This window comes from Synechococcus sp. UW69 (assembly GCF_900474185.1).
Classification (GTDB): Bacteria; Cyanobacteriota; Cyanobacteriia; order PCC-6307; family Cyanobiaceae; genus Parasynechococcus.
This window is the reverse complement of sequence record NZ_UCNW01000005.1, coordinates 1-12,094: the sequence shown is the minus strand read 5'-3', so window position 1 is coordinate 12,094 and position 12,094 is coordinate 1. Positions and strand designations below refer to the sequence as shown.

The 12,094-nt window shown below is 60.0% G+C and carries 13 protein-coding genes; 6 read left to right on the top strand and 7 right to left on the bottom strand.

What is annotated here, in order from left to right; genetic code table 11:
• Window positions 1-37: 37 nt before the first annotated feature.
• From hemB to DXY29_RS02560, 3 genes are read left to right on the top strand one after another with little or no spacing between them, the layout of a single operon-like run.
• The gene (hemB, locus tag DXY29_RS02570) at window positions 38-1,039 is read left to right on the top strand and encodes a porphobilinogen synthase (protein ID WP_115022708.1); all 1,002 of its coding nucleotides are present in this window, start codon (window positions 38-40) and stop codon (window positions 1,037-1,039) included.
• Between the two features lie 4 nt (window positions 1,040-1,043).
• The gene (locus DXY29_RS02565) at window positions 1,044-1,442 is read left to right on the top strand and encodes a VOC family protein (RefSeq protein ID WP_115022678.1); all 399 of its coding nucleotides are present in this window, start codon (window positions 1,044-1,046) and stop codon (window positions 1,440-1,442) included.
• The gene (locus DXY29_RS02560) at window positions 1,405-3,843 is read left to right on the top strand and encodes an endonuclease MutS2 (protein WP_244279289.1); all 2,439 of its coding nucleotides are present in this window, start codon (window positions 1,405-1,407) and stop codon (window positions 3,841-3,843) included. The genes DXY29_RS02565 and DXY29_RS02560 overlap by 38 nt, the downstream gene beginning before the upstream one ends.
• 185 nt (window positions 3,844-4,028) lie before the next feature.
• Here the strand turns inward: DXY29_RS02560 and DXY29_RS02555 are convergent, their stop codons facing one another.
• Window positions 4,029-5,228 carry an ABC transporter ATP-binding protein gene (locus DXY29_RS02555; RefSeq protein ID WP_115022675.1) on the bottom strand — a complete coding sequence of 400 codons (1,200 nt, stop codon included), beginning with the start codon at window positions 5,226-5,228 and terminating at the stop codon, window positions 4,029-4,031.
• 58 nt (window positions 5,229-5,286) lie between these two features.
• Here DXY29_RS02555 and cgtA point away from each other — a divergent pair, with 58 nt between their 5' ends.
• Entirely contained in the window at window positions 5,287-6,276 is a 990-nt protein-coding gene (gene cgtA / locus DXY29_RS02550; RefSeq protein WP_115022673.1) for an Obg family GTPase CgtA, read from the top strand.
• A gap of 95 nt (window positions 6,277-6,371) precedes the next feature.
• Window positions 6,372-6,554, top strand: a complete 183-nt coding sequence (locus DXY29_RS02545) for a hypothetical protein (protein ID WP_115022671.1) — start codon at window positions 6,372-6,374, stop codon at window positions 6,552-6,554.
• A 30-nt stretch (window positions 6,555-6,584) separates the two neighbouring features.
• Here the strand turns inward: DXY29_RS02545 and DXY29_RS02540 are convergent, their stop codons facing one another.
• From DXY29_RS02540 to DXY29_RS02525, 4 genes are all read right to left on the bottom strand, one after another.
• Window positions 6,585-6,803, bottom strand: coding sequence for a CP12 domain-containing protein (locus DXY29_RS02540; protein WP_115022670.1), 219 nt, complete (start codon window positions 6,801-6,803; stop codon window positions 6,585-6,587).
• A gap of 138 nt (window positions 6,804-6,941) precedes the next feature.
• The gene (locus tag DXY29_RS02535; RefSeq protein ID WP_115022668.1) at window positions 6,942-8,843 is read right to left on the bottom strand and encodes an ABC-F family ATP-binding cassette domain-containing protein; all 1,902 of its coding nucleotides are present in this window, start codon (window positions 8,841-8,843) and stop codon (window positions 6,942-6,944) included.
• On the bottom strand, window positions 8,840-9,478 hold the full coding sequence (locus DXY29_RS02530) for a DUF2301 domain-containing membrane protein (protein ID WP_115022666.1): 639 nt from the start codon (window positions 9,476-9,478) through the stop codon (window positions 8,840-8,842). The genes DXY29_RS02535 and DXY29_RS02530 overlap by 4 nt, the downstream gene beginning before the upstream one ends.
• Entirely contained in the window at window positions 9,475-10,449 is a 975-nt protein-coding gene (locus DXY29_RS02525) for a glutathione S-transferase C-terminal domain-containing protein (protein ID WP_115022664.1), read from the bottom strand. Before DXY29_RS02525 ends, DXY29_RS02530 begins: the two co-directional genes overlap by 4 nt.
• 69 nt (window positions 10,450-10,518) lie before the next feature.
• On the opposite strand from DXY29_RS02525, the gene DXY29_RS02520 reads away from it, so the two are divergent.
• The gene (locus DXY29_RS02520; RefSeq protein ID WP_115022706.1) at window positions 10,519-11,463 is read left to right on the top strand and encodes an aspartoacylase; all 945 of its coding nucleotides are present in this window, start codon (window positions 10,519-10,521) and stop codon (window positions 11,461-11,463) included.
• On the opposite strand, the gene DXY29_RS02515 is transcribed toward DXY29_RS02520, so the two are convergent.
• Window positions 11,430-11,750 (bottom strand): hypothetical protein, encoded by a 321-nt coding sequence (locus DXY29_RS02515; protein ID WP_115022663.1) that lies wholly within the window; start codon window positions 11,748-11,750, stop codon window positions 11,430-11,432. The two genes, DXY29_RS02520 and DXY29_RS02515, sit on opposite strands and share 34 nt — an antisense overlap.
• A gap of 27 nt (window positions 11,751-11,777) precedes the next feature.
• Window positions 11,778-11,924 (bottom strand): hypothetical protein, encoded by a 147-nt coding sequence (locus DXY29_RS13305; protein ID WP_166017640.1) that lies wholly within the window; start codon window positions 11,922-11,924, stop codon window positions 11,778-11,780.
• Between the last annotated feature and the right edge of the window lie 170 nt (window positions 11,925-12,094).

Sequence of the window (12,094 nt, the reverse complement as noted above, 5' to 3'; positions counted from 1 at the left end):
GGGTGACCCTTACGATCACACCTTGTGTTTGGGTCTGATGGAGCTCACCTACCGCCCCCGTCGTCTTCGGCGTACACCCGCGCTGCGCGCCATGGTGCGTGAGCACAGCCTCTCGGCTGCAGACTTCATTTATCCCCTCTTTGTGCATGAAGGCACCGAGGTGGAGCCGATCGGTGCGATGCCAGGTGCCAGCCGTTGGAGTCTGGCCTCCCTCACCGGAGAAGTTCAGCGCGCTTACGACCTTGGGGTGCGATGCATCGTTCTCTTCCCGAAGGTCTCGGAGGGGTTGAAAACAGAAGATGGTGCTGAGTGTTTCAACGCCAACGGCTTGATTCCGCGCGCGATTCGCCAGATCAAACAAGCCATTCCAGAGATGGCGATCATGACCGATGTCGCCCTGGATCCCTACTCCTGTGATGGTCATGACGGGATCGTCAGTCAGGACGGAGTCGTGCTCAACGACGAGACCATTGAACTGCTCTGCAAGCAGGCGGTTGTGCAGGCTGAAGCGGGTGCTGATCTGATCGGTCCCAGCGACATGATGGATGGCCGCGTTGGAGCCATCCGTGAAGCCCTCGACGATGAAGGCTTCGAACATGTGGGGATCATCAGCTACACAGCGAAGTATTCCTCCGCGTATTACGGACCCTTCAGGGAAGCTCTCGACTCAGCGCCGCGTGCCGCTGGCAGCAAGCCGATCCCCAAAAACAAAGACACCTATCAGATGGATCCCGCCAATGCTCGGGAGGCCATCACCGAAGCCCAGCTCGACGAGCAGGAGGGCGCCGACATCATGATGGTGAAGCCTGGTTTGGCCTATCTCGATATCATCCACCGCCTTCGCCAGGAATCAGAACTCCCCATCGCTGCCTACAACGTCAGTGGTGAGTATTCGATGGTCAAGGCCGCGGCGGAACGGGGCTGGATCGATGAAAAGGCCGTCGTTTTGGAGACGTTGCTGAGCTTCAAGCGCGCCGGTGCCGATCTGATTCTCACGTACCACGCCTGCGATGCAGCGGCCTGGTTGAAGGAGGCCTGATCCGATGGCAACAGTTGATCAATCGACGGGTGTGGATCGCCTCGGGCACGTGGCGATCCGCGTTGAGAATGTTGATCGGGCTGTTGCCTTCTACACCGATTTGGGGATGCGCCTGGTCTGGCGCGCCGACGATTGGTGCTACCTGGAAGCCGGGGAAGGTCGCGATGGACTCGCCTTGTTAGGCCCGGATTACAAGGCCGCTGGCCCACATTTCGCCTTCCATTTTCGCGATCGTGCTGAGGTTGATGTGATTCACGACCGTCTCAAATCGCAGGGTGTGCACGTTGGTGCCGTCCATGACCACCGCGACGGTACGGCGTCTTTTTATCTAAAAGATCCGGAAGGCAACTGGCTCGAAATGCTTTATGAACCCCCCGGTGGCATCCCCTCCAATTGCAGTTGACTTGAGTCAAGAGGCGGACCGGGCTCAGCAGGAAACACTCGAACTGCTGGAGTGGCACCGGGTTTGTGACCATCTCAGCGGCTTTGCGAGCACCGGCATGGGTCGTGATGCTGCGCGGCTACAGCCGTTGCCGGCCAGCCTGGCGGAGTCGAGAACACGCCTGGCCGAGACCGTTGAAATGGCGGTGCTTGATGACCTCACTGAAGGGGGTCTCAGCTTTCGCGGGGTTCAGAACCTGATGCCGGTGGTGCTGCGCTGCAGCAAAGGGGGTGTGGCTTCCGGGGAGGAGCTTTTGGCCGTGGCGGAAACATTGGCAGCGGCCCGTCGTCTGCGCCGTCAGATCGACGAGCCCGAGCTGCGCCCGGTTTGCACCAGCCTGATTGAAACCATGGTGACGCTGCCGGAGTTGGAGCAGCGGCTCAAATTTGCCCTAGAGGAGGGTGGTCGTATTGCCGATCGTGCCAGCTCTGCGTTGTCGGCGCTTCGGCATCAATGGCATGGTCTCCGCCAGGATCGTCGAGACAAGCTGCAGGAGTTGCTGCGGCGCTTGGCCCCATCCCTGCAGGACAGTGTGATCGCCGAGCGTCATGGCCGTCCGGTTCTGGCGGTGAAGGCCGGTGCGGTGAGCCAGGTGCCGGGTCAGGTTCACGACAGTTCGGCCTCAGGCAGCACCCTCTTTGTGGAACCCCGCTCGGTGCTCACCCTCGGCAACAAGCTGGTGGAGCTGGAATCCCGCATCCGGGATGAGGAACGCAAGGTGTTGGCGGAGCTGAGCGCTCTGGTGTCGGAGGAAGCCTCTGCTCTCAACCAACTGGCAGCCGTGCTGCGAACCCTTGATCTTGCTTTGGCTCGTGGGCGCTACGGCCGCTGGCTTGGAGGTGTGGCTCCCCAGCTTGAGGAGACAAAGGACGCTCCCTTCAGCTTCAGAGGTCTCAGGCATCCCCTGTTGGTTTGGCAGCACAAACGGGCGGAAGGGCCTCCGGTGGTTCCGATTTCTGTGGAGGTATCGCCGGAGCTGCGGGTGGTTGCGATCACTGGGCCGAACACGGGTGGCAAGACGGTCACTCTGAAAAGCATCGGTCTCGCTGCACTGATGGCGCGCGCCGGCATGCTCTTGCCCTGTGCGGGGCAACCTTCATTGCCCTGGTGTGCTCAGGTGCTGGCGGATATCGGTGATGAACAATCCCTGCAGCAGAGCCTGTCCACCTTCAGTGGTCATGTGAAGCGAATTGGGCGCATCCTGGAGGCATTGCAGGGGGGTGGTGCTCCCGCTCTGGTGCTGCTGGATGAGGTGGGTGCCGGAACGGATCCCAGCGAGGGAACGGCCTTGGCCACGGCTTTGCTCAAGGCTCTTGCTGAACGAGCCCGACTCACGATCGCAACCACTCATTTCGGTGAACTCAAGGCCCTGAAATACGACGACGCTCGTTTTGAGAATGCCTCTGTGGCCTTCAACCCTGAAACGCTGTCTCCCACGTATGAATTGCTGTGGGGAATTCCTGGACGCAGCAATGCGCTGGCGATCGCGACGCGGTTGGGCCTTGACCCCGACGTCCTTCAGCAGGCGAAGCAGCTCCTAGCTCCTGGAGGTGATGGTGAGGTGAACAGTGTGATTCGCGGCTTGGAGGAGCAACGTCAGCGCCAGCAGGCCGCGGCGGAAGACGCGGCAGCACTGCTGGCCCGCACCGAGCTTCTGCACGAGGAGTTGCTGCAGCGCTGGCAGAAGCAAAAGCAGCAGACAGCGCAACGCCAGGAGCAGGGCCGTCAGCGGTTAGAGCAGTCGATCCGTAAAGGGCAGAAAGAGGTCCGCACGCTGATTCGCCGGCTTCGTGATGAGCGTGCCGATGGGGAAACCGCCCGGAGGGCTGGCCAACGGCTCCGCACATTGGAAGACCATCACCGCCCGACCCCTGAACGGGGTGCACCCAAGCCGGGGTGGCGTCCGGCGGTGGGTGATCGCGTGCGGTTGTTGGCTCTTGGCAAAGCTGCGGATGTCTTAGCCATTACCGATGACGGCCTTCAACTCACGGTCCGTTGCGGGGTGATGCGCACCACGGTGGATCTCGTTGCTGTGGAGAGTCTTGATGGTCGCAAGCCTGAGCCGCCCCCTAAGCCTGTGGTGAAGGTGCAAACTCGTTCTGCAAGCGGCGCTGGTGCGCAGGTGCGCACCAGCCGCAACACTGTGGATGTGCGTGGCCTGCGGGTGCATGAGGCCGAAGCGGCGGTCGAAGAACGCCTCCGCAGCGCCAATGGCCCGGTGTGGGTGATCCATGGCATCGGAACGGGCAAGCTCAAGCGTGGCCTGCGCAGTTGGCTGGATACGGTGCCTTACGTGGAACGGGTGACGGATGCCGAACAGGGGGACGGCGGACCGGGGTGCAGTGTTGTCTGGGTGCGGTGAGGGTAAACAGCCAGTCGGTTCATCCCAGATGTTGCGATCAGGTGTTGATGTAGAGCTCAGGTGTTGGGTTTGAAATCAGTGGGTTTGACTCCACGCTATGCACCCTTTTCTCAACCGAATTCATTTGAGTTTGCTTCCAAATGAAGCAGGGCTAATGCTTCGGTTTGTGGTCTGTTCGCGGAGGGTTAAAGCGCCGATAACTGTTGGTCTCGGATCGCTTCTCCATCGTCATCAAAGAGTCTCCATCCGGTTGGATCAGATTCCAGGTTGATTTGATCGCCTGGGTTCACATTGACCTCCGGAGTGCTTCTTACTTGTATTAGATGCCCTCCATCTTCGAGTCGGCACGTCAAGATCTGTTCATTACCAAGACGTTCGCAATGGCTCACTTTTGCTTTTAGGTTTCTGTTCGTTGCGGGTGCCAGATGCCAATGTTCTGGTCTCAATCCGGCAGTGAGATTTTGGCCTTCTCTTCGAAGCAATTGCTCCATCATTTCCCCCTCAACTTGTATGCGTTTCCCGCCCAGGATGAGGGTTGCGTTCGGTCCCACAGTGACTGGCATTAGGCACATCGGTGGGCTCCCTATGAATTGGGCGACGAAGATATTGGAGGGCCATTGGTACAACTCCATGGGCGTCCCAAGTTGTTGCAATCGCCCTTGGTTTAGTACCGCGATGCGGTGTCCCATGGTCATAGCTTCGACTTGGTCATGGGTGACATAAACAGTTGTTGTCCCCAGTTCTCGCTGCAGTTCGACAATCCTTTGACGCGTGCTCGTTCTGAGCTTGGCGTCCAGATTGCTGAGGGGTTCATCCATTAGGAACACCTCAGGATTTCGCGCCATGGCCCGTCCGAGGGCGACCCGTTGTTTTTGGCCACCAGACAGTTCCTTCGGCCATCTGTCGAGCAACTCAGTCAATTCCAGTGATTTAGCGACGGTGTCAATCCTGGTCTCGATCCTTTGCTCCCTGACAGATCGCACACGCAGTGGATTTGGTAACGATCGCGTGGCTCGAAAGGCTTGATCCTGGATGCGTTGGAGTGTGGATCTCGATTGGCTTCTTCGTAGGCCGAAGCTGAGGTTGTCCCGCACATTGAGATGCGGGTAGAGCGCGTAGCTCTGGAACACCATCGCGACGTTGCGGCGCGCAGGCGGCACATCGCTGATGGGCCGGGTTCCGATCCTGATCTCGCCGCTTGTGGGCCTGTCAAGACCAGCGAGGAGTCGGAGCAAGGTGCTTTTGCCGCAACCCGAGGGGCCGACCAGCACCAAGAATTCGCCATTTTGGATTGTCAGATTCAACTGACGAATCACTTCAACGGGATCCCCACCGCCGCGTGCTGGGTAGGTCTTGCTGAGGTCTTCGAAACGGACGCCGGCCAACGGCAGAACTGCATCGGCTGAATCTTAGGGTTATGGATTGGATTGAGCCGGCAGCACCGTGCAGTTCATCGATCAGGCACGGATCACGGTCCGAGGTGGGCGCGGCGGCGACGGTATCGCTGCTTTCCGCCGAGAAAAGTACGTGCCTGCTGGAGGTCCCTCCGGCGGTGACGGCGGCAATGGGGCACCTGTGGTCCTTGAGGCCGACAGCAACCTGCAAACTCTGCTCGATTTCAAATACAAACGCCTGTTCGCTGCCGATGACGGTCGGCGTGGTGGTCCGAACAAGTGCACCGGCGCCTCGGGAAAGGATCTGGTGATCAAGGTGCCTTGCGGCACCGAAGTCCGACACCTGCGGACCGGCATCCTTCTTGGTGATCTCACGACTCCGGGCGAGCGTCTCACCGTCGCTTTCGGTGGCCGTGGTGGTCTGGGCAATGCCCACTACCTCAGCAATCGCAACCGTGCGCCTGAGAAATTCACTGAGGGCCGTGAGGGTGAGGAATGGCCCCTGCAGCTGGAACTCAAGTTGCTTGCTGAGGTGGGCATTATTGGTCTTCCCAATGCCGGAAAGAGCACCTTGATCGCCGTGCTGTCTGCTGCGCGACCCAAGATTGCCGATTACCCCTTCACCACGTTGGTTCCGAACCTTGGTGTTGTGCGCCGACCCAGTGGGGATGGAACTGTTTTCGCCGATATTCCGGGGCTCATTGAAGGGGCTGCCCAGGGTGCAGGTCTTGGGCATGATTTTCTGCGTCACATCGAGCGCACCCGCCTGCTGATCCACTTGGTTGACGCCGGTGCTGAGGATCCTGTGGCTGACCTGCACGTTGTCGAGCAGGAGTTAGAGGCCTATGGCCATGGCCTCGTCGATCGACCGCGTTTGTTGGCGATTAACAAGCAGGAGCTGGTCTTAGAGGAGGATCTTCCCAAGCTTCTCAAGGATCTTGAAACAGCGAGCGGTCGCCCTGTGTTGAGCATTTCCGCTGCAATGGGAGCCAACCTTGATCAGTTGCTGGCATCCACTTGGGCGGAGCTCGGGGTTTGAGTCAGATCGCACGAAATGTTTCCGTGTTTTCGGCCACACGGATGCTTGTGGGATATGCGATGTGGAGCCATAACGGGAGTGGTCTCTCGCATGACATGACCTTCTACACCTGTCTCGACAACAAAGGCGGCGTGATCGCTCGTTGCCAAACGAAAGAGGACATTGTGGTACTCCAGCGGATGGGTCGACCCATCGCTGAAGTCAAGCAAATGCGCAAAGAGGAGGCTGTCGTCTGCAGCCTGACCGGCAGCCCCTCCGACTACAACGAGGACTACTAAGCCCCCGTTGGATTCCCTGGGCTCGTTGCGTTAGTCGTCGTAGACGCGGCACTCATCTGCATCGGGATTGGCCTCGCAATGCAGCTCAAGGGAGGTGGGGTCGTGGCTGTCGCCGGGGTGATGCTCCTTGTATTCCTCCAGCGACTTGAGCTCTTCGGTGAGGTGACGAACCTTGGCATCGTCTCCAGCAGCTTTGGCTGCTTGGATCTCCGATTGATCCTTCTGGATGTGCTCTTCGATGGACTTCATAAATACAGACCGTGGCCTCGTCTCACCTTACGGCGATTCATCGGTTTTGGAGTGGTGGAATCCACCCCCATGACCTTCCGACAACGTTGACTTGAAGCGGTGGTATCCGTGGCTACAGCTACCGGCTCAGATCGTTGTTCATGGCGCTAATTCGCTGAGTTCCAACCAGCGTTCTTCGGCCTGTTCGATTCGGGAGATTAGATCAGCCAAATCCAGGCTCAGCTTCGCCATATCAGCACCCTCTCGTGTCATTTGCTGTTCAAGATTGCCTTTCTGCAGCTCCAGTTCTGGGAGCTGTTGGTCAAGACGAGCAAGCTCCTTGTTTTCCTTGAAGTTCCGACGACGCGGGCCCTCGCGCTTGGTCTCGCGGCTGCGTTCCTGTTTTGGGGCCGAGGGTTTGGACACCACGTTCTGGTTCCGTTCCTCTTGGCGTTGCCGCTCAAGAAACGCGCTGTAGTTCCCTTCAAAACGGTTCAGCCGTCCTTCTTCAAAGGAGAACAAACGATCGACGGTGCGATCGAGGAAGTAACGGTCATGGGAGACAACAATCACGCAGCCCCGGAAGTCCTCGAGAAAGTCTTCGAGAACACTGAGGGTTTGGACATCGAGATCGTTGGTGGGTTCGTCCAGCAGCAGCACGTTGGGCGCCTGGATCAGCATTCGGCAGAGGGTGAGTCGCCGGCGCTCGCCTCCAGAGAGCTTGGCCAAGGGGCTGTGCTGCTGGGCGGGTGGAAACAGAAAGCGTTCCAGCAGTTGTGATGCGGTGACCTGCTCACCCCCCAGATCGATACGGCTGGCCGCTTCCTCGACAAATTCGATCACCTTGCGTTCGAGTCCTTTGCCTTGGTCGAAGGCGTCGGTGTGCTGGTCCAGGTAGCCGATGTGAACGGTTTCCCCAAGGCGCAGAGACCCCTGGGTGGGCTCTCTCCGTCCAGCGATGAGATCGAGCAAGGTGGATTTGCCGCTGCCGTTGGGGCCGATGATGCCAATGCGGTCTTCTGGGCTGAAGCTGTAGCTGAAGCCATCCAGCAGAAGATGGCCTTCGCTGGAGCCATCGGCTGTCACGCCAACCGCCTCGGCTTCAATGACCTGTTTTCCGATGCGACGGCTGATGCCGTTCATCTCGAGCTTCGCCTTGGCCTGGTTCGGTTTCTGCTCGCGCATCGCTTCGATGCGTTGCAAGCGCGCTTTTTGTTTGGTGCTGCGGGCCTTGGGCCCCTGCCGTAGCCATGCCAGTTCACGGCGCAGCACACTTTTGAACTTGGCCGCTGACGCCGCTTCCGAGGCGTCTTCTTCTGCTTTGTGTTGCAGAAAGGTGCTGTAGTTCCCCTGGTAGGTGCGCGCTTGACTTCGGTCGACCTCCACCATTCGCCGTGTCACCCGATCGAGCACGTAGCGGTCATGGGTGACCAGCACCAGGGCGCCTGGATAGCGATCCAGCCAGCTCTGTAACCACTCCACCGCGGCGGCATCGAGATGGTTGGTGGGTTCATCCAGCAACAGCACATCTGGGCAGGCCACCAGGGCTGACGCCAGTCCCACCCGTTTGCGATAGCCCCCGGAGAGGTCGTCGACCGGGCGTTGGAGATCGCTGATGCCTAATTTTTGCAGCACTTCCCGGCATTGCTGCTCCAGGCTCCAGGCTTCCTCTTCATCCATCCGTTGGCTGAGCTGACCCAGCTCCGAGAGCAGAGCTTCATTGCTGGGGTCTGTGGCAACCGCGTCGCTGAGGGAGCTGAATCGCAACAGCAGATCCCGTTTGGCACCGCAGCCTTCCAGCACCTGTTCCAGCACAGATAGCCCAGGGGTGATGCGACTCTCCTGGCCCACCAGCTCCACTCGAAGCCGGGGTGAACAGCGTCGTTCCCCCTCACCGAGCGGCTCCTTCCCCGCCAGAACTTTCAACAGGGTGGATTTGCCGCTGCCATTGGGGCCGATTAGCCCCAGCCTTTCACCTTCCCCGATGTGGAGATCGAGGCCGGAGAAGAGGGTGCGGATTCCAAAATCCTTGGCGGCACCCACCAGGCTGATCAGACTCACGGCGTGCCTGCTGGCAGTTGACCGTCCAGATAAGCAAACACACTCTTATCGCCCACATCTGCTGCCGCATCCATGCCGAATTTCCGCAGGGCCAGCAGCACCAGCAGCAACGCTGCACTCTCCAACAAGACCAGGCAGAAAGACCCGCTGATCAGCCCCAGCAGATGTCCCAGCAGTGCTGCTGGCAGCAGCAAGGTCAGACCGATGGCTTCGGGTCTTTGGAAGCAGAAAAACTCTTTGAAGCCGATCCCTGCCAAGGCTGCGAACAGGGGGCCGACGGCCAGGATCCACAACGGCTGATCTCGCAGGGTGGCAAGGGCTGTGGAGGGTCCTGCATGCATCAGCAGGGCGCCCCAACCGATGCAACCGGTGAGCCAAAACAGTTGAAGAGCGCGGTGCAGAGGGCGGAGATAGATGTGAATCCAACGCAGGGACAGCCCCAGTGCAGTGGCGATTGGAAGCACCCAGACCCAAGCCCAGGTGCTTCCGATTTGCCACCACTGCAGCAGTCCTGCGGCCAGGCTGAGGCCAGTGATCAACAGGGCGATCCGATAGGAACGCACCTCCTGGCGGTCGATATCTGTGATGGAGTAGGTGCCGTAGACACCGTCAAAGGTTGGATCTGCGCTGGTCATCCCGACGGAGCCGTGCTGTTTACCAGTGTGCTCAGGTCTGGACCGGCTGGAACGATCCCACCGGGATTGAGGGGAAATAAGGCGCCGAAATAGTCCTGCCGCCAAGCGTTGCCGTCGCAGGTGTCGGCGATGCCAGGCAAGGCGTACAGCCGTTGTCGCCAATGCCAGAGGTTCGGGTAGTGCCAGAGCGGGCGCCGACTACAGCCAAACAGTGGTGCGTAGACCAGCTCCCAGCGGATCAGTGTGGGGAACAGCCGCACATCCGCCAGGCTCAATGTTGTGCCACACAGCCATGGGCCGTTGATCTCCAGGCTCTGCTCCACCGTATCGAGGGCAGCGAAGAGATCGGCTTCGGCGCGGTCGTAGGCCGCTTGATTGCGGGCGAAACCACAGCGGTAAACACCGTCATTCACCGCTGGTTGCAGCAGGGCTTGCCAGGCCTCGATCCTGTCGGCCGTCTCCGGCGGTGCGAGGTCGATGACTGAGCCTTTGATCGGCCAGCGGTTCAACAGCTCCACCAGTGGAGCACTGTCGTTGCCCAGCAGGGTGCGGGTCTTGGGGTCCACCAGAACAGGAACGGTGGCCCGGTAGGTCGGTGGTGCGCCGCAGTGCCGGTACAGCGCTAGAAGCGTGTCGCAGCCTTCCCAGGCAGGGTTGAGCGCCCAGCGCCCGGCGTTGTGATCCGCTGTCGCGACCAGGAGGTTGACGCTGTCTTGAAGATTTCGCAACTGATGCACCAACCAGGTGCGATGCGCCCAGGGACAACTGCGCCCGATCACGAGGAGAGGGCGTTGAGTTGGGCTGCGTTGGAGCAGCTCCTCGCGGTTCAGGGTCGGTGGGGGGAGCGGATCGCTGCTCGGGCGGGTGTAATTGCCTCCGGTATCGGCTGGCCCCAGCCCACCCATGAGCCGTTGCCATTGCCATCGCCAGCCGCAACGGGCGGCACTGACCACAACAGGTGGGATCGACATGGCTCGGTTTGGATCGCTTTTATCTTCGCTGGGAGTCGTGCTTCAGTCAGAACCCCGAGCGCTATGTCCATGACCAGCTGTGGCGTTCTGGTGGTGGCCGGCACCCATGGGAATGAGGTGAATGCCCCCTGGTTGCTGCAGCAGTGGCAGGCCAACCCTGATCTGATTGATGCGGCTGGGCTGCTGGTGCAGAGGGTGATCGGCAACCCCGAGGCGTTGCACCGTCGCTGCCGCTACGTCGATCGCGACCTCAACCGCTGTTTTCTCCCGGATCTGTTGGATCGGGAGACCTCTGGATTGGAATTCCAGCGAGCAGGCGAACTCCTTCGGCTGCATGGCTTCAACGGAGAGCAACCGTGTGCCGTGGCACTTGATCTGCACAGCACCACAGCAGCCATGGGCAATTCACTGGTGGTTTACGGGCGTCGGCCTGCCGATCTTGCCCTCGCCGCTCTGGTTCAGGAGGCTCTCGGCCTGCCGATCTATCTGCATGAAGCGGATGCCCAGCAGACTGGTTTCCTGGTGGAATGCTGGCCCTGCGGACTGGTGATTGAGGTTGGCCCCGTGCCTCAAGGTGTCCTGAACGCCAAGATCGTTGAGCAGACCCGTCTTGGCTTGGAAACCTGCCTAAGGGCCTTGGACCAGGTTCGTCAGGGATCTGCCCGGCTTCCGGGTGCTCTTGTGGTGCATCGACACTTGGGGAGTCGCGATCTTCCGAAGGGCGAGGATGGTGAACCGCTTGCCCTTGTTCATCCCGAGCTTCAAGGGCGCGACTGGCAGAGCATCGCTTCTTCGCAGGCCATGTTCAGAGCTGCGGACGGGACGGATCACGGTGAGCTCTGGGTTGATGGCGAGATCCCGGTGTTTGTGAACGAAGCGGCCTATGCCGAAAAAAGCATCGCCTTTTCCTTCACGCGCCGCGAGGTCTGGCCTGTAGAGGAAGCCTGGCTGCCGGCATTGCAGCAGCTGTTGTGCCCAGCTCAACCACAGGCCCAGACACCCTTGCCCTCTTGAGAGCAGATCAGATTGCTCGTCTGGCCGTCGGCCCAGTACATCCGAAGTCGGTCATCCTCGGTGCCGATCCGCAAGGTGAGGGAGCGGAGGGGGCCTGCCGGGGTCTTGCTGTCGGGAGATCTCAGTGCCTCAAGCTCCTGCTCCAGCTGGTTGAGTCGTTGCTCAAGCTGTTCAAGCGAAGCGCGCGCGTTGGCGTCTGGCTTGTCGCTGCCGGAGGGCAACAGCCCACAGCTGGTCAGGCCAACGGAAGCAACCCCAAGGCAAAGCAGTTGGATTAAACGCTGCATGGGCCCTCACTAATTGGCCCCAGCCTCTCAGCAGTAATGGCCTCGGGCCAGCCGTTCACTCCAATAAACCGTTGCACCCTGAGCCTCCAGCTCCATGCGCCTGTGACGGGCCTGAGCCAGGGGAACGGTCTCCTCCAGGCGATGGCCGGCTTGCATCCAGCGGATCAGAACCAAAGATTGCCCTGGTGAGTCTCATGAATCTTAAGTCTTTCGGAAACCTTGTTCTGACGACGCGCCCCGCTTCGGCGTTGGTTTCGCAAACTGCCGACACACAGCGCAAGCTATGGACACACAGCGCAAACTTCCGTTACACTCGGAACCAGGCAGGGCTCTCCTGCCCTTCC